Source organism: Streptomyces collinus Tu 365, from assembly GCF_000444875.1.
Lineage (GTDB): Bacteria > Actinomycetota > Actinomycetes > Streptomycetales > Streptomycetaceae > Streptomyces > Streptomyces collinus_A.
The window spans coordinates 8,020,004-8,045,706 of sequence record NC_021985.1 but is presented as its reverse complement, the minus strand read 5'-3'; the positions used below and the strand labels follow the sequence as shown (position 1 = coordinate 8,045,706).

Annotated in this window: 21 protein-coding genes and 1 pseudogene; 17 read left to right on the top strand and 5 right to left on the bottom strand. The window is 72.9% G+C overall.

All coding sequences use genetic code 11. The features are described from left to right. Positions 1 to 2 precede the first annotated feature (2 nt). Together B446_RS34470 and B446_RS34465 are read right to left on the bottom strand one after the other, a co-directional pair. The gene (locus tag B446_RS34470) at positions 3 to 1,250 is read right to left on the bottom strand and encodes an MFS transporter (protein ID WP_020937508.1); all 1,248 of its coding nucleotides are present in this window, start codon (positions 1,248 to 1,250) and stop codon (positions 3 to 5) included. 60 nt (positions 1,251 to 1,310) lie between these two features. Beyond that, positions 1,311 to 2,930, bottom strand: coding sequence for an amino acid adenylation domain-containing protein (locus tag B446_RS34465; RefSeq protein ID WP_020937509.1), 1,620 nt, complete (start codon positions 2,928 to 2,930; stop codon positions 1,311 to 1,313). A 254-nt stretch (positions 2,931 to 3,184) separates the two neighbouring features. On the opposite strand from B446_RS34465, the gene B446_RS34460 reads away from it, so the two are divergent. From B446_RS34460 to B446_RS34400, 12 genes are all read left to right on the top strand, one after another. After that, the gene (locus tag B446_RS34460; RefSeq protein ID WP_020937510.1) at positions 3,185 to 4,441 is read left to right on the top strand and encodes a condensation domain-containing protein; all 1,257 of its coding nucleotides are present in this window, start codon (positions 3,185 to 3,187) and stop codon (positions 4,439 to 4,441) included. Between the two features lie 77 nt (positions 4,442 to 4,518). Further along, positions 4,519 to 6,918: an ATP-grasp domain-containing protein gene (locus B446_RS36520; protein WP_020937511.1), complete on the top strand. Its 2,400-nt coding sequence runs from the start codon at positions 4,519 to 4,521 to the stop codon at positions 6,916 to 6,918. Positions 6,919 to 6,952: 34 nt separating this feature from the next. Beyond that, entirely contained in the window at positions 6,953 to 8,617 is a 1,665-nt protein-coding gene (locus B446_RS34445; protein ID WP_020937512.1) for a carbamoyltransferase C-terminal domain-containing protein, read from the top strand. Then, the gene (locus tag B446_RS34440; RefSeq protein ID WP_020937513.1) at positions 8,617 to 9,951 is read left to right on the top strand and encodes a KamA family radical SAM protein; all 1,335 of its coding nucleotides are present in this window, start codon (positions 8,617 to 8,619) and stop codon (positions 9,949 to 9,951) included. The genes B446_RS34445 and B446_RS34440 overlap by 1 nt, the downstream gene beginning before the upstream one ends. Next, positions 9,948 to 11,252 (top strand): pyridoxal phosphate-dependent aminotransferase, encoded by a 1,305-nt coding sequence (locus B446_RS34435; RefSeq protein ID WP_020937514.1) that lies wholly within the window; start codon positions 9,948 to 9,950, stop codon positions 11,250 to 11,252. Before B446_RS34440 ends, B446_RS34435 begins: the two co-directional genes overlap by 4 nt. Then, a complete protein-coding gene (locus tag B446_RS34430) occupies positions 11,249 to 11,962 on the top strand; it encodes a maleylpyruvate isomerase family mycothiol-dependent enzyme (RefSeq protein ID WP_020937515.1) in 714 nt (237 codons plus the stop codon). The genes B446_RS34435 and B446_RS34430 overlap by 4 nt, the downstream gene beginning before the upstream one ends. Positions 11,963 to 12,003: 41 nt before the next feature. Beyond that, positions 12,004 to 13,137 carry an acyl carrier protein gene (locus B446_RS34425; RefSeq protein ID WP_020937516.1) on the top strand — a complete coding sequence of 378 codons (1,134 nt, stop codon included), beginning with the start codon at positions 12,004 to 12,006 and terminating at the stop codon, positions 13,135 to 13,137. A gap of 23 nt (positions 13,138 to 13,160) precedes the next feature. Then, positions 13,161 to 13,424: an acyl carrier protein gene (locus B446_RS34420; protein ID WP_020937517.1), complete on the top strand. Its 264-nt coding sequence runs from the start codon at positions 13,161 to 13,163 to the stop codon at positions 13,422 to 13,424. Beyond that, positions 13,421 to 14,581 (top strand): acyl-CoA dehydrogenase family protein, encoded by a 1,161-nt coding sequence (locus tag B446_RS34415; protein WP_020937518.1) that lies wholly within the window; start codon positions 13,421 to 13,423, stop codon positions 14,579 to 14,581. The genes B446_RS34420 and B446_RS34415 overlap by 4 nt, the downstream gene beginning before the upstream one ends. Beyond that, complete coding sequence (locus tag B446_RS34410) at positions 14,574 to 15,803, top strand: acyl-CoA dehydrogenase family protein (protein ID WP_020937519.1); 1,230 nt, start codon at positions 14,574 to 14,576, stop codon at positions 15,801 to 15,803. Before B446_RS34415 ends, B446_RS34410 begins: the two co-directional genes overlap by 8 nt. A gap of 248 nt (positions 15,804 to 16,051) precedes the next feature. Further along, positions 16,052 to 16,417 (top strand): 4'-phosphopantetheinyl transferase family protein, encoded by a 366-nt coding sequence (locus B446_RS34405; protein ID WP_202807756.1) that lies wholly within the window; start codon positions 16,052 to 16,054, stop codon positions 16,415 to 16,417. A 91-nt stretch (positions 16,418 to 16,508) separates the two neighbouring features. Then, a complete protein-coding gene (locus B446_RS34400; RefSeq protein ID WP_020937521.1) occupies positions 16,509 to 18,089 on the top strand; it encodes an AMP-binding protein in 1,581 nt (526 codons plus the stop codon). Between the two features lie 99 nt (positions 18,090 to 18,188). Here the strand turns inward: B446_RS34400 and B446_RS37690 are convergent. After that, positions 18,189 to 18,464: pseudogene (locus B446_RS37690) on the bottom strand (IS5/IS1182 family transposase); the annotation flags it as partial. A gap of 347 nt (positions 18,465 to 18,811) precedes the next feature. Between B446_RS37690 and B446_RS34390 the strand changes: the two are divergent. The 3 genes from B446_RS34390 (at position 18,812) to B446_RS34380 (ending at position 21,609) form a co-directional block, all read left to right on the top strand. Further along, complete coding sequence (locus B446_RS34390) at positions 18,812 to 20,026, top strand: SMI1/KNR4 family protein (protein WP_237751102.1); 1,215 nt, start codon at positions 18,812 to 18,814, stop codon at positions 20,024 to 20,026. A gap of 344 nt (positions 20,027 to 20,370) precedes the next feature. Then, positions 20,371 to 20,940, top strand: coding sequence for a DUF4232 domain-containing protein (locus B446_RS34385; protein ID WP_043474447.1), 570 nt, complete (start codon positions 20,371 to 20,373; stop codon positions 20,938 to 20,940). Between the two features lie 363 nt (positions 20,941 to 21,303). Further along, entirely contained in the window at positions 21,304 to 21,609 is a 306-nt protein-coding gene (locus tag B446_RS34380) for a hypothetical protein (protein WP_020943812.1), read from the top strand. A gap of 94 nt (positions 21,610 to 21,703) precedes the next feature. On the opposite strand, the gene B446_RS34375 is transcribed toward B446_RS34380, so the two are convergent. Then, entirely contained in the window at positions 21,704 to 22,192 is a 489-nt protein-coding gene (locus B446_RS34375) for a hypothetical protein (RefSeq protein WP_043474450.1), read from the bottom strand. 69 nt (positions 22,193 to 22,261) lie between these two features. Between B446_RS34375 and sigJ the strand changes: the two genes are divergently transcribed. Both sigJ and B446_RS34365 read left to right on the top strand, forming a co-directional pair. Further along, positions 22,262 to 23,203: an RNA polymerase sigma factor SigJ gene (gene sigJ, locus B446_RS34370; RefSeq protein WP_020937527.1), complete on the top strand. Its 942-nt coding sequence runs from the start codon at positions 22,262 to 22,264 to the stop codon at positions 23,201 to 23,203. Positions 23,204 to 23,316: 113 nt separating this feature from the next. Then, entirely contained in the window at positions 23,317 to 24,519 is a 1,203-nt protein-coding gene (locus tag B446_RS34365; RefSeq protein WP_020937528.1) for an NAD(P)/FAD-dependent oxidoreductase, read from the top strand. A gap of 222 nt (positions 24,520 to 24,741) precedes the next feature. On the opposite strand, the gene B446_RS34360 is transcribed toward B446_RS34365, so the two are convergent. Further along, the gene (locus tag B446_RS34360) at positions 24,742 to 25,698 is read right to left on the bottom strand and encodes a sigma-70 family RNA polymerase sigma factor (RefSeq protein WP_020943811.1); all 957 of its coding nucleotides are present in this window, start codon (positions 25,696 to 25,698) and stop codon (positions 24,742 to 24,744) included. Between the last annotated feature and the right edge of the window lie 5 nt (positions 25,699 to 25,703).

The window sequence follows — 25,703 nt, the reverse complement described above, 5'->3', positions numbered from 1 at the left end:
GCTCAGCCCGCCTGCGCGGTCGCCGGTTCCTTCGAGCCGACCTCCGTGCGGGCCCGGATCGACGGTGCGAGTGCCAGTTGACCCAAGGCGGCGAGCAGGCACAGGCCCGCGCAGGAGAGCCAGAGCACCGGGGCGCCGCCGGCGAGCAGTCGGGTGCCGACGAGGGGCGCGAGGAGGAAGCCGGTGCCCCAGGCCATGCCGAGCAGGCCGTTGTAACGTCCGCGCAGGGCGGGCGGGGCGAGGTCGGCGACGATCGCCGCGGTGACACCGAAGACGAGGACCTCGCCGACGCTCCACACCGCCACGGCGAGCCCGTACATCGTGAGATTGGCGGCGGTGGCGACGAGCGTGTTGCCCGCGGCGGCGAGGACGAAGCCGGCGGCGAGCACCCGGCTCTTGTCGAGGGCGGCCAGGCGATGGCCGACGAGGGGCTGGACGAGGATGACGACGACGCCGTTGACGCCCATGATCGCCCCGTACGCGCTGCCGTCCAGGCCGTGGCCGGCCATCGAGAGGGGGAGGGTCGCGAAGGCCTGTTGGAAGACGGTGGCGTAGATGACGACGACACCGGCGAAGGCGAGCATCACGCGGTCGGCGACGACGGTGCCGTAGCTGCCCGTGACGTGGTCGGGGGACGCGGGGTGGGTCTCGGGGACGGCGAACCACACCAGGAAGCCGAAGACGGCGCAGGCGGTGGCGTCCACCCAGAACAGGAGGTGGAAACCGTGGGAGGCGAGGCGGCCGCCCAGGACCATGGCGGCGGAGAAGCCGAGATTGACCGACCACAGGAGCAGGCCGAAGGCCCGGGTGCGGTCGGCGGCGGGGACGGCGTCGGCGACCAGGGCCTGGGCGGCCGGGCGGTAGAGGTCGACGGTGACGCCGACGGCGAGGCCGGCCGCGGTGATGGCGGGCAGGGTCCGGGCCTGGCCGAGGAGCAGGAGCGCGGCGGCGTTCGCGAGCATGCCGCCGGTGAGGGCGGCGCGGCGGCCCAGGCGGTCGGTGAGGAAGCCGCCGAGGGGCTGGGAGATGACGGAGCCGACGCCGACGGCGGTGAGGACGAGCCCGACGGTGGCGAGGGGGACGTCGCGCGTCTGGGTGAGGTAGAGACTCAGGAACGGGCTGACCATGGCGCCGAGTCGGTTGACCAGGGTGCCCGACCACAGGACCCAGAAGGGACCGGGCAGCCCGCCGACGCGGACGCGGACCAGGGCCCGCAGCCGGGTCCGGCGGGGGGTGGCTGTGTCGGGCATGGGTCTCCTCGGTGACGACGGGGGCCCGCGCGGAGGACGGGCTCGGCGGATGCGCCGGAGTCAGTGCGCGGCGGTGAGTGCGGCCCGGTCGACCTTGCCGTTGGGCGTGGTGGGCAGGGCGTCCAGGAGGCGGATCTCGACCGGCACCATGTAGGCGGGCAGGGCGCGTGCGCAGAACTCCCGCAGGGCACCGGAGATGTCGTCGGGCTGGCGCGCGGCGCCGCCGGCGTCTCGGACGGGGGTGGCGTCCGGGGACAGGACCACGAAAGCGGCGAGCCGGGATCCGCCGCCGGGCAGCGGCAGTGGCACGGCGGTCGCGGCGGTGGCGCCGGGGTACTGCAGGAGTCGGCGTTCGACCTCGCCGAGTTCGACGCGGTTGCCGTTGATCTGTACCTGGGAGTCGCTGCGGCCCAGGAAGTAGTACTCGCCCCGCGCGCCCCGTACCGCGAGATCGCCGGTGCGCAGCACGGTCTGTCCGGACTCGGGGCACAGCGGGTCGGGCACCAGGGCGGCGCGGGTGGCCTCGGGGTCGTCCCAGTAGCCGGTGAACAGGGCAGGACTGCGCAGGTACATCTCGCCGGGAATGCCGGGACCGTCGACGACGTGGCCTTCCTCGTCGACGAGGAGGAGTTCGGCCCCCGCGTGGGCGCGGCCGATCGACAGGCGCTCCAGGTCCGCCGGGATCGGGTCGGGGACGTCCTCGAAGGAGCAGGCCATCGACTCGGTGGCGCCATAGCAGTTGACGATCCGCAGCCCGGGGCGCAGCTCGCGCAGCCGGCGCAGTTCCGGCAGGGGGAACTCCTCGCCGCAGAACAGGACGGAGCGCAAGGTGTCGAGCGCGGCGAGGCGGGCGGGTTCGTGACGCAGGACCTGGCGCCAGATCGAGGGGACGCCGTTGACGTGGGTGGCGGCGGTGTCCGCGAGGGCGCGCAGGAAGTGCCGGGGCCAGCGCACGAGGCGCTGAGGTACGGGGACGACGGCGGCGCCGCTGGCCAGGGCGAGACCGATGTTGAGGAGGGAGAAGTCGAAGTGCAGGGGGGATGTGGAGGCGACGCGGTCGCCGGGGGCGGCGATGCGGTGTGCCAGCATGCCGCGGTAGAAGGCCGTGACGGAGCGGTGGCTCATGACAACGCCCTTGGGGCGGCCGGTGGTTCCCGAGGTGAAGACGATGTAGGCGGGGTCGGTCACGCTCGGGGTGTGGCGCCGGGGACGAGCGGGATGCGGGGCCTGCTCGACGGTGAGCGTGCCGTTGTCGAAGCGTGCGGTCCCCAGGCCGGCCGGCAGCTCGGTGCGGGTGCCGGCGCCGGCTTGGAGGTGCAGGGCGGGGCGGGCGGCGTCGATCAGGCCGCGCAGGCGTTCCTGCGGCGTCTCCGGGCTGACGGGGACGAAGGTCAGGCCGGCGCGGGAGCAGGCCAGAAGCACGGCGACGGATTGTGCCCCGGCTTCGGCCTCCAGCAGGACGCGGGCGCCGGGCTCCAGGGCCAAGGACATGAGCCGGCGGGCGTAGGCGTCCACGGTGTCGCGGAGTTCGGCGTACGTGGTGACCGTGACGGCGCCGGAGCCGGTGGGCTCCACTACCGCGGGGTCGTGCGAGGTGTGCCGTCGAGGGTCGAGCAGGAGGTCGTGGAGGAACTCCCCGGTGGCCTCCGGGTGGGCGGCCTGCTCGTCGTACACGGTCACGAGGTCCTTCCGGCGGGGTGGCGCGGCAGCGAGCACCACCAACACGTGAGTTTCCGCATTACGGAAACATGATTCCACTTTGATGGTTCAGAACACTCTCACAACCGGCCGCCACTGGCCACCTCCATCGTCGCGATGCCGCCGACGCCCCTCGGAAATCGGCCTGGACACACCTCAACTCCCTATGACAGCTTGGGTCCTGCACGACGGAAAGGTTATTCCACATACCGGAAGTCGTAGGGAACGGAGTGCGGATGACCGCGACGGAACCACTCTCGCTGGGCCAGCTCTCCGTCTGGCACGACATCCGGGATCTCCCGTCGGGCCGCCGGCACGAGCCGAACAATGCCGCGGTGTGGGCGCTGCCGCCGGGGCCGACGGCCCCCGAGGTGGCGGCGGCACTCACCGTCCTCGCCTGTCGCCATCCTTCGCTGCGCACCCGTTACGACCTGCGTGACCCGTACCACCCGCGCCAGTGGGTCGAACCACCTGGCGCCGACCCCGCACATCTCCCGGTGACCACCGCCGCGGACCACCGCGGCGCCGCCCTCGAACTGGCCCGCCGCCCCTTCGACCTCGGCCGCGAGCAAGCCTGGCGAGCCCAACTGGCCACAGGACCGGACGGCGTGGCGCACCTGCTCTTCGTCAAGCACCACATCGTGGCCGACGCCTGGGCGCAGGAGCTCCTGCGCCGAGAACTCCTCGCCGAGCTGGCCGGCCCCGGCTCGGCGCATCCGGTGGCCGAGCGGCCGGGTCCCGCGCACCTCGCGCGCGAGCAGTACGCCCCGGACGGGCTGCGACGTCGGCAAGCCGCTCTCGACCACTGGGCCAGGCTCCTGGCACGGGCCTCGCATGCCCAGTTGCCGCAGACCGGTGGGAATGCCGGTGAGGTCGTCCAGGCGACCTTGCGTTCGACCGAAGCCCTCGCCGCCGCCCGAACCGTGGCCGAGCGGGCAAGGGCATCGGTGGCGAGTGCCGTCCTGGCGGCCTGGAGCGCGGTCGTCGCCCGGCGGTGCGGCGTCACCTCGGCACTGGTCCAGCTGATGAGCGCCAACCGGTTCGCCGGGCGCTGGAAGGATCTCGTCTCCTCGATGAACCAGTGGGTGCCGGCTCTCGTCGAGCACACCGACACCGATCTGGTGGACCTCGCCCGACGGGTCCACTGGAGCAGTGTCGCGGCTGTCCGGCACGGCATGCACGACGTCGACGAGGTGGCCGCCCTGCGTGCCGGCATGCCTGAAGCACCCAGTCCGGTCTGCGCGTTCAACCACGTCACCCTGCCCCCGGGCGAGGGCCGGGACGAGGCTGGTAACGACCACGCCAAGGCCACGGTCGACCGTGAGACGCCGTTCACCACCCTCGGACCGCGCTGCTACGCACGCTCGACGGACAGCGGCAGCACCCTGTCGGTGCGCCTGACCGCCGCCGGCATCGGGCACGAAGTGTGCGCCGACCTCCTGTGGGAGCTGCACGACACGCTGCTGGCCGCGGCCCGGCGGCCCGGACGCTGACTCCCGGCCCCGCCGCGTCCAGCGGACCCGCCCGACTCGACCGTCCAGCGAACGTACGCCCGCGCCAAGGAGATCCCGTGTCCGACCACGTCATCGTCATCCACCGCTGGACCGACCGGTACGCCGACTACGCCGCATACCTCGACCACACCGAACACCGCGTCAGCTACGTCACCACCGAACTCGCCACAGACCACCTCCCGACCGAACTGGCGGCCGCCGTAAGGCTGGTGGACAGCACGGAGGACGAGAAGGCGGTACGCGAAGCGGTGGGCTCCCTGATCGAGCACATCGGCGAGCCGACGCGGATCGTGGCGCTCCAGGAGACCGACCTGGACCTTGCCGCCACCCTGCGCGACGAATTCGCCCTGCCCGGCCCGGGAGTCGAGGAGCTGCGGCCGGTCCGCGACAAACTCCTGATGGCGCGGCGGCTGACCCGCGCCGGGGTGGCGGCGCCGCCCACCGCCGAGGCGCCCCACCACGCCGCCGTGCACGCCTTCGCCGCGGTTCACGGCTGGCCGGTCCTGGTCAAACCCCGGCGCGGCACGGCGAGTTCGCACGTCACCAGGATCGACACGCCGGACCAACTCGCCGCCTACGCCTTCCCCGCCGGCATCGACATGATCGTCCAGCCCTGGCTGCCGGACGAGATCCTGCACGTGGACGGCGTCTACACCGGACAGCGGCTGGGTGTCTGGCGGGCCTCGCGCTACCTGAACACCTGCCTCGACTTCACCACCGGCCACGCCCTCGGCTCGGTCGAACTGGACGACGCCGCCCTCCTCCAGCGCGTCGGCGCCCTGACCCAGGAGGCCGTCGCCGCTCTCCTGCCGCACGCCACCGTCTTCCACCTGGAACTGTTCCTCGGCGACACCGGCGAGCTCACCGTCCTGGAACTGGGGGCCCGGCCCGGCGGCGCCGAGGTGCCGTTCGTCTGGCGCGAGGTGCACGGGGTCGATCTGATGGCCGCCGCCTTCGCCCACCAGACCGGCACACCCGACCCCACCCCGGCCGCGCTGCCCACGGGCGGCCGGGTGGCTGGCTGGCTGCTGGTGCCGCCGTCGGTGCCCCAGCCCTGCCGGGTCACCTCGGTCGACGTGCCGGACTCCGGTGCCTACGCCCACCGGGCCCCGGAGGTGGGCCGGTCGATGGACCGGAGCGGCTACGAGCACGCCGGTGTCCGTTTCCGCTTCTCCGGCGCCGACTCCGCGGAGGTCGAGGCCGCCGTGCTGCGCACCGCGCGACAGACGGTCCTTGTGTGCGAGCCGGTGGACGCCGCGGCGCCGCCCCGGCTCGTCCTGGTCGGTTGCGGCAATCCGCCCTACCGCGCGTACGCCCTCCAGGCGCTGGCCGCGACGACGGAGACGGCACTGGTCCAACCACACGAACCCGACTGGCAACGCGCCCACATCGGCGACCGGTTCCTCGCCGCCGACACATCGGACGCCGACGCCACCACCGCCGCCGTCGCCGGTCTCCTGACCGGCCGTCCCGGCCCGGGCGCCGTCCTCACCTGGGACGAGACCTTGCTGGAGACGACCGCCGAGGTGGCCCGGCGCCTGGACCTGCCGCACCTCACCCCCCGCGCGGTACGCGCGTGCCGTGACAAGCTCACCACCCGCCGCATCCTGACCGCCGCCGGTGTGCCCTCCGCTCGCTTCCGCCACACCCACGACCGCGCCACGGCCCGCCTGGCCGCCGAGGAACTCGGCCTGCCCGTCGTCGTCAAGCCCCGGTCCCTGGCCGGATCGGTGGGCGTCACCCTGGCCGACACCCCGGAAGAGGTGGAGCGCGCCTGGGAGCGCGCCTGCACCTCGTCGTTCCCCGGCATCGACCCGCTCGCCGGGGCCATCGTGGAGGAGTACCTCACCGGCCCCGAGATCAGCGTGGACTGTGTCGTCGAACAGGGCGTCGTCCGCGTCGTCAACGTGGCCCGCAAACGCCTCGGTTTCGCCCCGTCGTTCGAGGAGGTGGGGCACCTCGTCGCTCCCTGGCGCCATGAGCCGTGGGCCCTGGACGTGGAGACGGTCGTCACCGCCGCGCACACCGCCCTGGCACTGCGCACCGGGGTCACCCACACCGAGTTGCGTCTGACCCCGGCCGGGCCCCGCGTCGTCGAGGTCAACGGCCGTCTGGGCGGCGACTTCATCCCCCTGCTCGGACAACTGGCCACCGGTGTCGACCAGGTCGCCGCGGCGGCCGCCCTGGCACTGGGCCGGGCCCCGGCCCTCACCCCGAGCCGTGACCGCTGCGCCGAGGTCCGCTTCCTCTACCCCGGGTACGACGCCGTCGTCCGCTCCCTGGACGTGCGCGGCGCCGTCGCCGGGCCCGGCACCGTCCTGCGGTTGCCGCCGCACGGCATAGTGCCCCGCCTCGCCGCCCTGATCGCGGTCGGCGACACCCCCGAGGACTGTGCCGCGGCGCTGGAGCGGGCCCGGCACGAGGTGCGCTACGCCCTCCAGCGGTTCGGCTCCTGACCCTCACCCCGCCTCCGAAGAAAGAGAACGCCGTATGTGGATCCTGGGCGTCAACGCGCCGCCGGCCGGTCACCACGACACCGCCGCCTGTCTCGTCGACGGCGAGGGCCGAGTCGTCGCCTTCTGCGAGGAGGAGCGGCGCAACCGCCGCCGTCACTCCCTGTACCGCAAGCCGCGCGGCGCCGCCCGCTTCTGCCTGGAGCAGGCGGGCATCACCGCCGCCGACATCGACGTGGTCGCCGTCGGCTGGGACGACGAGCAGCTGTATCCCGGCCGGTTCGCCGACGACGCCTCGTTCCTCGCCTACGCCGTCGGCCTGGACTTCGGCGACCGGCTCCCCGAGGTGGTGCGGATCGGCCACCACCAGGCGCACGCCGCCTCCTCGTTCTACGCCTCCCCGTTCAAGAAGGCCGGGGTCCTGGTCGTCGACGGACACGGGGAGAACGAGTCCTCCAGCATCTGGACGTACGAGGACGGCCGCGCACCGCGGCTGGAACGCAGCTGGCAGCGGACCGCCTCCCTGGGGTACGCGTACGACGCCGCCTCCACGTGGCTCGGCTTCTCCTTCCTCAACGCCGGCAAGACCATGGGCCTGGCCGCCTACGGACGCGCCGGCGGCCTCACTCCCGAGCCCCTCGTCTCCTTCGACGGCGACGACTTCCGGCTGGTCCTGGACCCCCTGCCCGAACGGGCGGGACGAGCCGACTCCGAGGAGATCAAGGAACAGTACGAGAAGGTCGTCGCCCGCTGGCGGGGCCTCTACAGCCGGATCGCCGGCGCCGACGGACCCGGCGCGCCCGAGGAGCGCCTCGCCGACGACCCCCGCGCGGTGCTGGTCGCCTACACCGCACAGCGCCTGGTGGAGGAGACGGTCACCCACCTCGCCTCCCAGGCCCGCAAGGCCGCCGGCGTCGAGGACCTGTGCCTGAGCGGCGGTGTCGCCCTCAACTGCTCCACCAACGGCACCCTGCCGGGCCCCCTCTACGTGCCCCCGGTCCCGCACGACGCCGGCGTGGCCCTGGGTGCCGCCTGGAGCGTGCGCCCGCCCGGCCCCCGCACCGAACCGCTCACCCCTTACCTGGGCGTCGACGTCCTCACCGGCGGTCTGCCCCTGGACGACACCGGTGACCTGGTGCGTAGCGCGCTCGACACCGACGAGCTGACCGGCCTGCTCCTGGCGGGGCGGATCGGCGCGGTCGCCCAAGGCCGTGCCGAGGTCGGGCCCCGAGCCCTGTGCCGACGCTCCATCGTCGCCGTGCCCGACACCGCGGACGTCAACACCCGGGTCAACGCGGTGAAGAACCGAGAGCAGTGGCGGCCCTTCGCCGGGGTGACCCGGGCCGAGTACGGGGCCCTGTTGTGGGAGCAGCAGGAACACCTCAGCCGCTACATGCTCGGCGCCGCACGCGTCACCGACCTGGGTCGTCAGGTCGCTCCCGGCGTCGTCCATGTCGACGGCACCACCCGCCCCCAGGTCCTGCTCGGCGACGAGGCCCCGGCCGTCGGCGCGGTTTTGGACTCCCTCGCCGCCCAGGGAGCGCCCCCGGTGCTGCTCAACACCTCCTTCAACGACAAGGGCGAACCGGTCGTCGACACCGCCGCCGACGCGCTGGCCGCGTTCCGCTCCATGGACCTCGACTTCCTGGTCCTCGGCGACGAGCTGTACCGCAAGAAGGCCTCGGCGGGAGGGGGTCGCTGATGGCGGCCGGCCCGACGGCCCCCGAGCGGTTCCGTGCCTACGGGCCGCGCCAGCTCGACGACATCGCCGCCCGTCACCACCTGCCCGGGGAGATCCGCGAGACCGTACGCCGCATCTCCCTCGTCCTGCCGTTCCGGGTCAACGAATACGTCCTGAACGAACTCATCGACTGGGACCGCGTACCCGACGACCCGATGTTCCAGCTCACCTTCCCCCAGCGCGGCATGCTCCCCCTCGCCGACGAGGAACTCCTGGGCAAACTGTCCGCCGACCCCGGTGACAAGCTCCTGCTGCGCGAGGCGATCGCGGACATCCGCGCCGGCCTCAACCCCCACCCGTCGGGCCAGCAGCGGTACAACGTGCCGCACCTGAACGGCGTCGAAGTGCCCGGTCTGCAGCACAAGTACGGCGAGACGGTCCTGTACTTCCCCGCCCAGGGGCAGACCTGCCACGCGTACTGCACCTACTGCTTCCGCTGGGCCCAGTTCATCGGCGACGCCGACCTGCGCTTCGCCGTCCCGGACCCCGGCGGCCTGCTCGCCTACCTCGGCGCACACCCCGAGGTCAGCGACGTCCTGGTCACCGGCGGCGACCCCATGGTGATGACCACCGAGCGGCTGCGCCGCCACCTGACGCCGCTCCTGGCCGTGGAGTCGGTCGACACCATCCGGATCGGCACCAAGTCGGTGGCGTACTGGCCACAGCGCTTCACCACGGACACCGACGCCGACGACGTGCTGCGCCTGTTCGAGGAGGTGGTGGCCGCCGGCAAACAGCTCGCGGTGATGGCCCACTTCAGCCATCCTCGCGAACTGGAGACCTCCCTGGCCCGGCGGGCCCTGGCCCGCATCCGTGCCACCGGTGCCGTCGTCTACTGCCAGGCCCCCTTGACCGCCCACGTCAACGACGACGCGGAGGTGTGGGCCGCGCTGTGGCGGGCCGAGCTGGCGGCCGGCGCGGTGCCGTACTACCTGTTCGTGGAGCGGGACACCGGACCGCACGAGTACTTCAAGGTGCCGCTGGCCCGCGCGGCGGACATCTTCCGGACCGCCTACCGAACCCTTCCCGGGCTGGCCCGCACCGTGCGCGGCCCGGTCATGTCGGCCACGCCCGGCAAGGTCGTCGTCGACGGCGTCGAGGACACCCCCCAGGGCTCCTTCTTCCGGCTGCGGATGCTCCAGGCCCGCGACCCCGCACTGGTCGGTCGCCCCTTCAGGGCCCGCTTCTCGTCCGAGGCCGCCTGGCTGGACGAGCTGGAACTGGATCCTGCGACCCCGGCCGACATCGCCGCCGCCGTCCGCGGCGGCACGCTCGCCGAAAGGAGTCCGGCATGACCACCGCCGCGCCACCGCCCCCCTCCGCGAACCTCGCCCTGAACCAACTCGTCGCCGAGCGGCGGGCCGCCGGCGAGACGCTGGTGCATCTGGCGTTCGGGGAGGCACGCCTGCCCCTGCTGCCGCAGCTCGCCGAACAGCTGGCCAAGGGTGCGGCCCGCGCCGCGTACGGTCCGGTCGCCGGCGGCGCGGGCGTCCGGGCGGCGGTCGCCGGGTACTTCGCCCGGCGCGGCCTGCCCACGGACCCCGGCCAGATCGTCGTCGCTCCCGGCAGCAAGCCCCTGCTGATGGCACTGCAACTCGCCGTGCCCGGCGATGTGCTGCTCCCCCGGCCCGCCTGGAACACTTACGCCCCGCAGGCCACCTACGCGGGCAAGCGGACGATCGGCGTGCCCGTGCCCGACGAGTGCGGCGGCGTGCCCGACCCCGCCGCACTGCGCACCGCGATCACCCGCGCCCGCGCCGCCGGCCGCGACCCGCGGCTGCTCGTCGTCACCTTGCCGGACAACCCCACCGGCACCCTGGCCCCCGCCTCCCTCGTGCGTGCGGTGTGCGACCTCGCACGGGCCGAGGACCTGGTGATCGTCTCCGACGAGATCTACCGGGACGTCGTCCACGACCCCTCCGCGACCGGGTTCCTCAGCCCCGCCGAGGTCGCCCCCGAGCGCACCGTCGTCACCACCGGCCTGTCCAAGAACCTCGGCCTGGGCGGCTGGCGGATCGGCGCGGCCCGCTTCCCCGCCGCGACGACGGGCCGGCGCCTGCGGGACGGGGTCCTCGCCGCCGCCAGTGAGCTGTGGTCGACGCTGGCGGGACCCATGCAGCAGGTCGCCGAATACGCCTTCGCCGAGCCCCCGGAGATCGTGGAGCGACTGCGCGCCGCGGCGCGGCTGCACGGCGCCGTGGCCCGCGCCGTGCACCGCATCGCCGTGGACGCCGGCGCCCGCTGCCGCCCACCGACCGGCGCCTTCTACGTCTACCCCGACTTCGAGCCGCTGCGGGCCGAGTTGACGGCACGGGGCGTCACCGACTCCGCCTCGCTGGCCCACAGACTCCTGGACGAGTCCGGCGTCGTGGTCCTGGGCGGCCATCTCCTGGGCGACGATCCCGGCGCCTTGCGCTTCAAGGCCGCCACCAGCCTCCTGTACGGCGACGAGAAGGAGCAGGAGGAGGCGCTCTGCGCGAACGACCCCGTCCGCCTGCCGCACATCTCCGACCAACTGGCGCGGATAGCCGCCGGTTTCGCCCGTCTCACCGGCCGTCCGGCCTCCGCCCACCCCCACCCGGAGGAGGCACGATGAAGGAGATCGCGCCCGACGCCACGTCGTTCCACGCACTCGCCGCCGCGGCCGACCGGTTGCTGGCCGCTGTCGACGGGCTCACCGACGCCGGCGCCGCCGCCCCCTCGCGCCTGCCCGGCTGGACGCGCGGTCACGTCCTGAGCCATCTCGCCGCCCAGGCCCCGGCCCTGGAACGTCTGCTGACCTGGGCCCGGACCGGCGTCGAGACCCCGCAGTACGCGAGCCGCGCGGCCCGGGACGCCGAGATCGAGAGCGGCAGCCGCCTCCCCGCCGCCGCCCTCGTCTCCCGGGTGAGGGACAGCGCCACCCACTGGCAGGCCACGGTCGAGTCGCTGCCCGAGAGGACCTGGGACGCCACGATCCGCCCGTTCACGGGCGAGCTGTGCACCCCGCGCCGCATCCTCGTGATCCGACTGCGCGAACTCGCCCTCCACCTGGTCGACCTGGACCTCGGCCACGAGATCGACGACATCCCGCCGGGCGTCCGCGACATCGTCCTGGACGACGTGCTCGGCTACTACGCCCAGGCCGACGGCCTACCGGCGTTCACCCTGCGCGACGCCGACGGCACCCCGGTCGCGCGGTTCGGGGACGGCGGACCCGACGTCTCGGGGAAACCGTCCGACCTCCTCGCCTGGTTGAGCGGCCGCTCCGACGGCGCCGCCCTGACCGCCCCCGGCGAACTGCCGGACCTGCCCCCGTGGATCTGACCGACGCCACCGCCCCCGCACCCAGGAGGACCGCGACCCCGATGTCCGCTATCCCCGCCCCCGGTCCGCTGCCGCTCGACGGCGTCCGCACCGACCTGCTCGACTGCGTACAGGTCAACCTCGCCGTGCTCGCCGACCACTTCCACGGCACCGGCACCCATCTGCGCCTGGGCGCCCGCCTCGATCTGCCCCTACGCCTCCTGCCCGACGGGCTGCCCACCGCCGACCCGGCTCTGGACGACCGGCTGAAGAGCGCCGCGCCGCAGGCCGGCCTCGACCCGGTCCGGCGCGCCCACCTCTCCGGAACCGCCCTGCTGGACGAGTCGGCGCGGCACGGCGGTGTCCTGTACGTCGTCGCCGACGCCTTCCACCTGCCCTGGCTGCCCTACCACGGCAACGCCCACATGGAGCACAGCTTCCTGCTCGTCACGGGGCCGGAGGGCGTGCACATCACCGACGGCTACCGCATCGAGACACGGTGGGGCGCCGCCTCCCCCGGCACCCACGTCCTCGACCCCGCCGCTCTCCGCGGCCTCGACTCCGCCGAGGCCATCACCTTCGCCCCCGTCCCGCCCGCCCCGGCCACCCCTACGGTCGCGGCCTATGAAACCGGGCCCTACCTGACGGCGTACGCGACCTGGCCGGACCGCGCCCGTGCCCTGGAACAGCTCTCCGCCGAGACCTGGCTGCTGGCGCGTGCCCGCAAGCTGCACGCCGCCCGCCGCGCTCAGGTCGCCGGCCACACGGTGGAGAGCGACGCCGAGCAGGCACACCTCGCGGCATGGGACAAGCTCGTCGAGCAGACCTACCTGGCCGCACGCCGCGTCGGCCGAAGCCGCGCCGAACCGCCGGGCACGGTCGAGCGCCTGCGTGAACTCCTCGCAGCCGACCACGAGGTGTTCGCCGACGCGCCCGTCGCGACGGACGGCGACGCCGTCGACCCCGAGCTGCGCCGTCGCGTGGCCGCCGTCGCCGCCGGCGTCCTCGACGTCCCCTCCGAGGTTCTCCTGGCCGACGCCGCCTTCGACTCCCTGCCCTCCTTCAGCTCCTTCCGGCTCGTCGAGATAGTCGAACGGGTCGAGAGCGAACTCGGCCGCGAACTGGACGCCGACGAGCTGATCCCCGAAAACCTGCGTCGGGTCGACGACCTGTGCCGCATCGCCCGCCCGGCGTGACTTCCCGAAAGGAACCGATCCCCATGGATCCCCGCTTCGCCGAACTCCTGCGCCCCTTCCTCAAGTTGGCCGGTGCCGGTGAGATCACCATCACACCCGACACCGACCTGCGCCGCCTCGGCGTCGACTCCATGCAGGCGATCGAGCTGCTCTTCTCGCTGGAGGACACCTTCGGCATCGCCCTGCCGGACGAGGAGATGAACGACGCCACCTTCGCCACCGCCGGCAGTCTCTGGCAGGCGGTCTCGCGCCAACTGCCGGACCGGGCGGCGGAGGCGTCCGCGTGACCGCCGTACCCGACCTCACCGCCCGGCTCTCGGAAGTCTCCGAGGTGACCGAGGCACACCTGGCCCGCGTGGACCGGGACGCCGCCTTCCCCGTGGAGGCCCTGGACGCCCTGCGTCGCACGGGCCTGCTCGGTCTGCTCGTCCCCGCCGACGAGGGCGGCCTCGGCGGTTCGCCCCGCGACCTGGTCGCGGCGGCGCAAGTGCTGGGGCGCACCGACATGTCCGTCTCCATGATCTTCGCGATGCACTGCCAGCAGACCGCCGCCCTCACCCGGTACGCCGACGACCGTCTGCGCAAGGACCTGCTCCCCCGCGTCGCCGCCGGCGAGGTCTACCTCGCCTCGGTCACCACCGAGACCGGCACAGGCGGTCACCTCCTGAGCGCCGACGCCAAGCTGGACCGGGACGACGACGTCCTGACCCTCGACCGGTTCGCGCCGATCGTCACCGGCGGGGCCCACGCCGACGGCTTCCTCGTCACCATGGGCGCCCCCGGCGACACCACCGCGCACGAGGTCTCCCTCGTCTACGCCGACCGCGCCCAGCTCACCATCGAGGGCTCGGGTGACTGGCAACCGATGGGCATGCGGGCCAGTCACAGCGTGCCGCTGCACCTGACGGGCAGCGTTCCCGGCCACCACGTGATCGGCGGCCACGGCCGATTCCACGACATCGCCCTCCAGGTCTTCGGCCCCCTCGCCCACCTCGGCTGGTCGGCGGCCTGGCTCGGCACCGCGGCCGGCGCGCTCTCACGCGTTCTGCGCCTGCTCCGCAGCCCCGCGGGCCGGGGACGCTTCGACCTCTCCTCCGAGCTGCTGCTGAGCCGGCTCGCCCGCGCCCGCCGGCGGCTCGACGCCGTCCACGCCCTTCTGCACCGGGCCCTGGCGGACGTCGAGAGCGGCGGGGACCTCTCCCGGCCCCCACGCCAGCTCCTCCTCAACTCCCTGAAGGTCACCGCCTCCGAGGAGTGCCTGGCCGCCGTCGACGACCTGGTGGAGGCCGTCGGACTGCGCCACGGCTACCTCAAGGACTCACCCACCCGCCTCGAACTGGCCCTGCGGGACCTCAGGTCGGCCTCGCTGAACTACCACAACGACCGGTTGAACCTGGCCGACGGCCGACTGGCGCTGCGCGACCTCGGAGTGACCTTTGCCTGACGTACGGCCATCCCATACCCCCGGATCCACCCGCGCCTGCGCCCACCCGAGCCCGCACAGCGGCACACGAGGCGACTCGGCGCCGACGCCTCCCGCCGCGTCACCCGACCTCGACGCGCTGCCCGCGAACGCCGACGGCGCCGAGGTCTGGGCGGCCCTCGGCGCGGCCGGGCTGCTGACCAGCGCCTACCGGGGCGGCGACGTCCGTGCCGGTGTGGACCCCCATGGCCTGGCCGGCCTCCTCGCCGCCGCCGACGCCCGCTGGTCCATTCCGGCCACCCTCTCGGCCAGCGTCCAGCTCGCCACCGCGCTGCCCGTCCTGGCCACCGGCACCGGGCCGGTCGTCGAACGGACCTTGCGCCGAACCCTGACCGGGCGGGCCACCCTTGCCCTCGCCTCCACCGACACCACCGCAGGCACCGACCTCACCGCCCTGCGCACCGAAGCCGTCCTGGACGACGACTCGGTCCGCGTCACCGGCCGCAAGGAGTGGATCGCCAACACGACCACGGCCGAGGCCTTCCTGGTCCTCGCCCGGCACCGGCCAGGCCGCCACTTCACCAGCTTCTCCTGGGTCCTCGTCCCCGCCGGCGCCCCCGGCGTGACGGTCCGGCCCGCGCCCTCCGCCCTCTACGCGTCCTCCGGCGCCGGCCATGTCACCTTCGACGCCGTACGGCTGGGCCGGGACCATCTCGTCGGCCGGGTCGGCATGGGGCTGCCGCTCTTCGCCCGGCACATCGCCGTCGAACGCCTGGCGGGCGCCCTGTGGGGCGTGGCCCTCTGCCGCCGCGTCCTCGCCACGACGCGCAGCCGCCTCGCCGACCGCGCCCACGGCGACGCGACCTTGTGGGACCTCCCGCACATCCGTCAGCGCTTCGCCGCCTGTCTCGTGCGGGTCCAGGAACTCAGGGCCCTGGCCGACCGGTTCGGCCCCAGGGTCGCCCTGCGTCACGATTCCCGGGCCGCGGCCACGCTCAAGGCCGCGGCCGGCACCACCGTTCCGTACGTGCTGGGCGAGTGCGCCCAGCTGTGGGGCGCCGCAGGGTTCGCCGACGGCGGCATCCAGGAGATCCGCGCCCAGGCCGCCCTCTTCGGCATCGGCGGCGGCGCCACCGAGGTCGTCCTGGACACCGTCGCCGAAGGCGCCGACCAGATCCTGGCGGAGCTGGCCCATCCCGGCCCACTCCCGGTGGGGCCGGCCGGTCGCGGCACGCCCTCGTGAACGCGGCGATCCAGGTCGAAGACGGCGTGTGGGTGCTGACCAGGGCCGCCGCGGAGGTGCCGCCCAGCGCTCACCGGGACGACCTTCGCCGCGCCGCAGGTCTGCCGCGGTGGCGGGCCGGCCGCTTCCTCCGCGGCCGAGGGCTGCTCCGCGAGCTCCTCGGCACCACTGTCCCGCGTCTGGCCGGAGCCGATGTCGTCCTCGACGAGCGGGGAAAACCCTGGTTGGCGGGTTTTCCCCGGGCGGGCGTGAGCATCTCGCACAGCGAGGGGCGACTGGCCTGCGCCTTCGCCGCCGGCCGCGCCATCGGGGTCGACGTCCAGCGTCCCGCCGACTCCCTCGGGGCCGGTCTTGCCCACCGTCTGCTGCGCTCCCATGCCCCCGCGGTCCTGGTTCTGCCACCCGCCGAGGCCGCCGAGACGGTGGCGTGGGTGTGGACCGCACAGGAGGCGTGCGTCAAGGCCGCGGGATCCGGTCTCGCGGGCCGGCCGTGGGCCATCGACGTGGCGCCCGGCGCCTCCCGCGGACGCTGGGGGCCCTATCGCTGGATCTCTCTGCGTGAGTACTCCCACACGCCGCTGAGCTGTGCCTTCGAGGCCTGCCGGGAGGAGTGAACGGTGTCGCGCGCACCCCTGCGGCGCACACACCCAGCCCACCCGCGAACGTGCCCCCTTCCACACCACTTGCGAAAGGCGACAGCCGCACGTGACACACGAGCACCTTCCCACCCTGCACCACTGGTTCGCGCGCACGGCCGCCGAGCACCCCTGCGCGCCCGCCCTGGAGATCGGTGACACCCGACTGTCATACGCCGGACTCGCGCACCTTTCCGAGCACCTGGCGGCGCGACTTCTCCGTCTGTGCGGCGGCGAGTCGCCGCGCAGGGTGGGACTGCTCACCGGCCGTACCGCCGTCGCCTACGCCGGTTACCTCGCCGTCCAGCGTCTCGGAGCCACCGTCGTCCCCCTCGGCCCCGCCTTCCCCGTCGCCAGGAACACCGTCGTCGCCACCGCCGCCACCCTCGACGCCATCCTCACGGACGGCACCTGCGACCACGCCGAACAGCTTCCCGCCCCCCTGCTGACCGTCACCGGCGACACCCTTGCCGACCTGACGACCAGTCCGCCCCCTCCCCTGCCGGCCTGCACCGCCGCCCCTGACGACGTCGCCTATCTGCTCTTCACCTCGGGCTCCACCGGTACTCCCAAGGGCGTGCCCGTCCGGCACCGCAACATCTGCGCCTATTTGGCCCACGCCGTGCCGCACCACGACACCGGTCCCGGCGACCGCGTCTCGCAGACCTTCGACCTGACCTTCGACCCCTCCGTGCTCGACCTGTACACGGCCTGGGGAACCGGCGCCACGCTGGTCGCGGCGAACCGTGGGGACCTGCTGCGCCCGGTGAGGTTCGCCACCGGCCGCGCCCTGACCCACTGGAACTCCGTACCGTCGGTGATCTCGCTCGCCGAACGTCTGCGTGCGCTCAAACCCGGCTCCCTCCCCACCCTGCGCCACTCCGTGTTCTGCGGCGAGCCCCTGACACTGCGTCAGGCCCGGGCATGGGCGGCGGCAGCCTCGCACAGTACGGTCGAGAACGCCTACGGCCCCACCGAACTGACCGTCACGTGCACCACCTACCGGCTACCGGCCGACCCCGCCGACTGGCCCTCAACCGCCAACGGCACGGTGCCCGTCGGCTCTCTGCACCCAGGCCTGGAAGGACGCCTTCTCGACGGCGAACTCTGCGTCCGGGGCCCGCAGCGCTTCCCCGGCTATCTGGACCCGGCCGACGACGCGGGCCGCTTCCTCGCCGCCGACGGCACCGCGCACGACTCGTCCACCGAGCTGACGGACGCCCACTGGTACCGCACCGGCGACCGGGTGGCCCCGCTCACCGGGCCCACCCCGCCCGATGGACCGCTCGTCCCCGGTACCCTCCTGGTCCATGTCGGGCGCCTCGACCACCAGGTCCAGGTGCACGGCTACCGCGTCGAACTCAGCGAGGTCGAGGAGGCGTTGCGCTCCCTTCCCGGAGTACGGGACGCGGTGGTCCTCGCCCTGCCCACCCCGGACGGCAGTGTCGAACTCACCGCAGCCTGCACAGGCCGGGTCGAGGAGGAGCCCCGCGACGCGCTGCGTCGTCGGCTTCCGCCCTACATGGTCCCGGCCCGCGTGGTTCCGGTCCCAGCGCTGCCGCTCAACGGAAACGGCAAGGTGGACCGGCGTGCGGTGGCGGAGCTGGTCGGTCACGGGGATCGACGATCGGAGACGAGAGTCTCGCCCTGAGCCTCCCGGGCTGCTGCCGGCTTGATGTGTCCCACGAAATCCGAGGATGCCGGCATCACCGTCCCGGCGTGGTCCCTGACTTATCTCCGAATGGAGATGGCCGGGTCGGTCGCCGTCCGCGATCGTATGGTGCTGCCGAGGGCGGCCTTGACCCCGGATTCCTCCCATGCGTTGCAGTCGGCGCGGTCACCGGGCAGCGGCGGGCCGACCACGACGACCAGACGGCTGTCGGCGTCGATCGCGGGTGGGCACCAGGGTGCCGTCCACGGTGAGCACGGCGTCCTCGCGGAACCGCTTGCGCGGCCGGAGCGCGAGCAGGGGACCGAGATGCCCGATGATGCGGTCGGCCGCAGACTTCGTCCAGCGGGACATGGGAGGCGGCCGGCAGACGGCCGGGCCGGGGATCCCCTCGGACCCGACTCCTTGAGGACGGTACTGGCGCAGTCGTACATCAACTTCCTACAGGACGACATGGACGGTGCGGCGCCGGCGATCGGATCGGTCACGGGTGTGCGACCCGACATCGCATCCAGCTGATCGATCAGGCGATGAGGTACGAACTGGCTGAGCCCACACTTCGCGCGGCCGGGGCCGCCCGTCCCTGCGGGGCCCGACGTACGCAGCCCGAGGACAGCCGAAGCCTCAGTCAGTGGGCGGGGCAGACGCCCGAGCGGTGCCAGGTCCCAGTCTCGATGTCGGTGGGGGATGTCATCCTCGGCTCCATGGATCACTCTGCGCGGATCACCGCGTTCACAGGTCTCGTCGGACCGCCGCCCGGCCCGGCGCCCGCCGTCGACTGGGCGGCGGTCGAGGGCTGGCTCGGCACCCCGCTGCCGGGTGACTACAAGGCGCTCGTGTCGGCGTACGGTGCGGCCGAGATAGGCGGCGCGGGTGCGGCGATCCGGCTGCACCCCCCGTGCGTCAGCACCGACGGCCGCTTCGAGTACGCGGCATGGATCGCCGAGACGCACCGGCACTCGGCGATCCGGCCCGGCATGTTCACCAGGCGTCGGCGCCCCTTCCTGCCCGAGGAGGGCGGCCTGCTCGCCTTCGCCACGACGAGGAGCGGCGACCACCTCTTCTGGAACACGGGCGCGTCGGACGACCCCGACGCGTGGCCGGTCACGCTCATGACGACGAATGTGGCAGTCGGGGTGAGCGAGCCCTGGGTGGACTACGAAGTCCCGTTCCTGGAGCTCCTGTTCACGCTGCTGCGCACCGGCGTGCCGCACCCGGGCGAGCCCGGCGGGCTGCTGGGCCCGCTGTCCTCACAGATACGGGTCTGGCCGCCGCTGGCCGGGGCCGCACCCTGGTCGCCACCGCCTGCGGGCACCGCCGTGGACGCGCGGCAGCACGCGGCGCTCACCGAGGGCTCGGGCCTCGACGCCGTCATGACGCTGGTTCCACCGCCCCTGGAGCCGTACCTGGGCGAGGGCACATGGCAGCAGGTCTTCGAGCGGCTCGGCACCCGGCTGCCGCCGGACTTCGTGGCGCTCGCGGAGCGGTACGGGGCGGGCAACTGGAGCTGGTGGCTGGACATGAGCGCCCCGCTGTCCCTGAACCGGCCGCGGGAGCAGGGGCTCGCGGCCACCGTCGAGGGCATGCTTGACGGATACCGCCAACTGCGCGCCGCCCATCCCCAGTACTACCCGATGCCCGCGTGGCCCGAGCCCGGCGGCTTCCTGCCGTTCGCGTCGACGATCGACGGGGACCAGATCGGCTGGTGCGCGGACGGCCCGCCCGAGACATGGCGCGTAGCCGTCAACCCACGCCACTCCGACCAAGGACCGCCCCTGTCAGGCGACTTCACGGCAACCCTGCTCACGTGGTTGCGCGGCGGCCCCGCCGAATCCGGCTTCCCCGGTCTGACCGGCCGGGACCTGCATCCGCTGGACGTCATGTTCTTCGAACCGTTCGGGCCGGGCGCGCCGTGGTGAAGGCCCCAAGGCGACGGGCTGGGGCCTCAACACCGTCGCGTCAGGGCCATGAGCGGCTGTTGAGGCCGTGGGCGAAGAACACGAGTGTGGTGCGGACGGTGTACTTCTGGGCCTTGTGGGGGCGTTGTCCCGCGTTCGGGCCGTACTTGCCGGTGGGGTTCTTTCGGGTGCGGGCCTTCACCTCCCGCTCGATCCTGCCGTCACTGTTCCGTCACAAGTAGTCGCCGCATGGAACCGTGCCGCTCTCTCGCCCTATCTGCACTCACGCACCACGACCACGCGTACCGCGGGGCAACAACCCACGACCCAAACCCGCGGACGATACGAATCAGGGGGACGACAGCATGCGTCACAGCAACGGCATTCGCAGGGCGGCTCTGGCGACGACGGCGGTTACGGCCGTCACGGCGGCAGTGACCGGCATCCTGCCCGGCACCGCCATGGCGGCGAGCACCACCACCTCCACCCCGCCGCCCGCCTGCCCGGCCCCCGCCCTCCAGGTCAGCGCCTGGCAGGCCGTCCACCGGCCCGTCGGAACCGGCACCGGGGCGGCGGTCGTGCAGTTCACCAACGTCTCCCGGAGGACGTGCGTCCTGAAGGGCCATCCGACGGTCGCGGGCGCCGGCAACGGCTCCCCCGCCCACAACACCCCACTCAAGGTCACCCCCACCGGCAGGGCGGCCACGGTGACGGTCCGGCCGCACGGCAAGGCGTGGGTGAAGCTGACCTTCGTCCAGGTCCAAGGGGAGGCCGACGGCTACTGCGTGTCGGGACAGGACCCGGTGACGTATCCCACGATGGTCATCGGGCTGCCGCACTCCGGGAAGCACCAAGTCGCCCTGAAGGACGGAGTCTGGGCCGAGTGCGACAACAAGGTGACCGTCACCCCGGTCTCGGCGGTCAAGCCATCCTGACCACCGCCTCCACAAAACGAGCAGCCTGCACGACGAGCGCCAGGCTCTGACCCGCGCATTTACGAGGACCTGCACATAAGTGCAGGTCGGCGACTCAGCGCACTTTCGGGTGCGCTGAGTCGCTGACCTACGGTGATCAAACTCCGATGGACGACGTCCGGCACTTCGTGGCGGTGCTTGCCGCTCGGGTCCACGACGCGCACACCACCCGCGTCTGGGTGCCGCCCGGGCACGGCAGCTGGGAGGCCTACTGCGACGTGGGCGACGTCGCGGAGCTGTTCACCCGCCGACTTGCCGCGCTCGCCGCAGCGGACCAGGCCCTGGATGAGGCCGCCGTGCGCGCTGGGGTCCGCCAGGCCGTCCGTGATCCCCACCTCGCCGCCCCCGGCCGCCGCCCCGTCGACGGCCCCGACCGTCGCCGCGCTGCGCCGCGTCGTCGACGAACTCGCCGCCAGCACCCACACGATCGGCGAGCTGATGCTCGGAGTCGCGCCGGTCTACCTCTCCGACGCCGATGCGGCCGACGCCGTCACCCTGCTCTGTGAGGCGATCGGTGAGCACCTCGAGCACGGCCTCGCCGCTACTCCGTCTCCGGCGGCCGCCGCGCCCTGCACGGCACCGTCCTCTGACCGGCGCCGCTCAAGGACACTCGGGCTGTGGTTCCGGTGAGGCGGTCCTGACGCCGTCGCCCACGTCGTCCCAGGCTCGTACTGGGCGGGGCGGAAGAACGGCGTCGACTGACCGCCGTCGCGTGAGGGGTGGCTCAGGGCGGAGCGTCGGACAGGGTGCCGACCGTGTAGGTGTCGTAGAAGTCGAGGAGGTCCTCCTCGGCTTCCAGCCACACCTCCGGCGGCATCCGGCAGACCAGGGCGGTCAGCCGGGTCAGGGCGGTCAGACCCGGCAGCCGGTCGGCCTCCTCGGTCAGCAGAGGCTCGGTGCCGGGCCACTCGACGGTCAGGGCACGCAGGCAGTCGTGCCGGGCGCGGTCCTCGTCGAGGGCCGGACGGCCGTCCGTGACGTGCCAGAGGCCCGCCGTCGGCACCGGCCGACACGCGGCGACGAGGTGCCGCCGCAGTGCCGGTTCCGCGTCCACCCACGAGGCGGGCAGGGCCAGGTCGGCGAGGGCCGCCGCGGCCTTCTCCTCCGCCTCGGCCAGCCGGTCCGGGGCGATGCCCAGCACGGTCAGCCCGTAGGGGGGCTCACCGTGCCAGTGCAGCAGGCCGAGCACCTGCGGACCATGGGTCACACGCATATCTCATCCCATCCCTTCAGGTACTGCAGACCCGATGCAGCACTCGGCATCTCACCCTAGGATCGGCGCATGGCCTTGATCACGCGTGACGTCGACCGGTTTCAGGCCGTCAGGCCCCGCCTTGAGGCCATCGCCTACCGGCTCCTCGGCTCGGCGAGCGAGGCTGAGGACGCCGTACAGGAGACGTTCCTGCGCTGGCAGGCGGCCGACGTCGAGCGGATCGCGGTGCCCGAGGCATGGCTGACCAAGGTGCTCACCAACCTGTGCCTGAATCAGCTCGCTTCGGCACGCGCACGACGAGAGAGCTATGTGGGGCGGTGGCTTCCCGAACCGCTGCTCGCCGGGGACCCGATGCTCGGCCCGGCCGAGACCGCCGAGCAACGGGAGTCGGTGTCCTTTGCCGTCCTGGTCCTGCTGGAGCGCCTGTCCCCCAACGAGCGGGCGGTGTACGTGCTGCGCGAGGCGTTCGACTACCCGCACCGGGAGATCGCGGAGATCCTCGGCATCACCGAGGCGGCCAGCCAGCAGACTTACCACCGGGCCAAGAAGCACGTCACCGGGGCCAAGGCGCGCACCGAGATCGACGAGGCCGCCGCGCGCAGGATCGTCGAGGAATTCCTGGCCGCGGCGACGAGCGGCCGGACCGAACCCCTCGTGCGGCTGCTCACTCAGGACGCCGTCTCGGTCGGCGACGGCGGCGGGAAGGTCCCGGCCCGCGCGAAGGCGTTCGAGGGCGCGCTCGCGGTCGCCAAGTTTGTGCGCGGCCTGTTCAAGCCCAGCCCTGCCAAGCGAGCTCATGTCGGCGGCGCGCCCGAGATCTATGCCACGACGGCTTGTGGCGAACCGGCCATCGTGGCGGTGGTGGACGGCCGGGTCGTCGGTATCACCTGCCTGGAAGTCACTGCGCAGGGCATCGTTGCTCTGCGCAGCCAGGTCAACCCCGACAAACTCGTCCGTGCGACCGGCCAGTGGGCTACCGCGGACCACGGGGATGCCTTGTACACCCTCTGACCGCATGTGACGCGCTTCACATCCTGGCCTTGTCAGGAAACGCCGGGCTGTCTGGTTCAAGGTGCGAAACCGCGCAAGACAGCGGTGGAACCCTCGCAGACAGGAGCATCCCCATGCAGCACCGCATCATCGTCCTCGGGGCCGGCTACACCGGAGCCGTCACCGCCGGCCGCCTCGCCAAGCGGCTGCACCGCGAGGACGTCACGATCACCCTCGTCACCCCCGAGCCCGACTTCGTCGAGCGCGTCCGGCTGCACCAGCTCGCGGTCGGCCAGGACCTCAGGCCCCGGCCGTTCAGCGAGCTGTTCGCGAACACGGGCGTGGAACTGAAGCTCGCGAGGGTCACCGGGGTGGACGTCGACCACAAGGCGGTGATGGTCACCCCGGCTGACGGCCCGGAAACGGAGGAACTGCACTACGACACCCTGGTGTACGCCCTCGGCAGCGGCTGGGACGACGGTGGCGTCCCCGGAGTCACCGAACACGCCTACGAGGTCTCCAGCCGCACCGGCGCCCTGCGCCTGCGCGAGCGCCTGGCCGACCTGGGCGCCGGCCGGCCCGTGGCCGTGGTCGGCGGCGGACTGACCGGCCTGGAGGCCGCTACCGAGATCGCCGAGGCCCGCCCCGACCTCGATGTCGCCCTGGCCGCCTCCGGCACCCTCGGCGACTGGCTCTCGGACAAGGGCCGAGCCCACGTGGGGAGGGTGGTGGACCGACTCGGCATCACGGTCCACGAACGCGCCGTGGTCACCGCCGTGGGACCGGACGCCGTGACGACGGCCGACGGCCGGACAGTCCCCTCCCAGATCACGGTCTGGGCCACCGGCTTCGCTGTCCACCCCCTCGCCCAGGCCACCACGCTCGACCTCACCGACCGGGGCCAGATCCTGGTCGACACCACCATGCGCTCGGTCTCCCACGAGGACGTGTACGCCGTGGGCGACGCAGCGAGCGCGATCGGCCCGGGCGGCAAGCCGCTGCGGATGTCCTGCGCCTCGGGCGTCCCCATGGCCTGGCAGGCCGCCGACGCCATCGCCGCCCGTCTCACCGGCGCCAAGATTCCCCGTATTTCGATCCGTTACTACCAGCAGTGCATCTCCCTCGGCCGCAAGGAGGGCCTGATCCAGTTCGTCACCGCCGACGACCAAGCCCGCGAACGCGCCCTGACAGGCCGCGGGGCCGCCTTCTACAAGGAAATGATCTGCAAAGGGGCAGCCTGGGGCGTCGCCAACCCGACTGTGGGCATGCCCTCCAGGCGCCGGCGGGTCGTACAGCCGCAGGCCCGGATGGACGTACCGGCCGGGACAGTGGCCTGACCCCCTCCGAGGCAGTCGGTGTCAAGGAGATCGCCGTGGCCCGGGCAGTCACAGTCCCCTAGGACCTGTCACCCACGGCCTCAAGGAACTCCAGCGAGCGCGCAAGGTGATCAGTCCCGAGGATTTCAGCCAGCTCTTCCGTACCTTCGAGCACTCGGCATGGCACCTGGAGACGCGGGGCGGATGCGGATGCGCCTCCGACCGCGAAGATCGTCGAAGGGCTCACCAGTGGGTGATCAGCGGCGCGTCCGGTTCGTGCTGCCGCCAGTCTTCGCTGAGGCGGACGAGGCGGGCGGGGGCGGCGATGCCCCGCACCGTCGCGATCTTGCCTCCTGCGATGTCGAACGTCACGGCTCCGACGACCTGGTCGCCGATCACGAACAGAATGGCCGGGGCGCCGTTGACGAGCGCGTAGTGGACGGCGGGCGTGCCGCCGGCGAGTCGCCGTTTCGCGGGGGTGGGTCTGAAACCGGCCCGTGCGACGGCGGCGACGCGCTGCGCGGTGTCGAACTGCAGCAGCTTCTCGGACAGGCCGGCGCCATCGGAGATCGCGGTGGCGTCGTCGGTGAGCAGCGCGACCAGCCGTTCGGTGCGGCCCGAGGACGCGGCGGCGAGGAACGCCTCGACGATCCTGCGGGCGGATGCCGGATCGGCTTCTTCTCGGCCGCCGGGGCGCGCACCGGTGATGCGGCGTCTGGCCCGGTGGAGGTGTTGCTGGCTTGCGCCCTCGGTGAGGTCAAGGATCTCGGCGATCTCAGCGTGACTGTGGGAGAACGCTTCGCGCAGGACGTAGACGGCCCGCTCGACGGGTGACAGGCGCTCCATGAGCGTCAATACGGCGAGGGAGACCGATTCGCGCTGCTCGAAGGTGTCGGCCGGCCCGAGCATCGGGTCGCCGTCGAGGAGCGGTTCGGGCAGCCAGGCACCCGCGCTGCGTTCGCGGCGGGCCTGCGCCGAGCGGAGCCGGTCCAGGCAGAGGTTGGTGACGACCTTGGTCAGCCACGCCTCCGGCACTTTGATCCGCTGCCGGTCGGCGGCTTGCCAGTGCAGGAACGCGTCCTGCACGGCGTCCTCGGCGTCGACGGCGGAGCCCAGCAGCCGGTAGGCCAACGAGGCCAGCCGGTTCCGGCTGGCCTCGAACTGGCTGGTGTCGAAGCGATCGGGCGCGGTGTTGTCCACTCGGA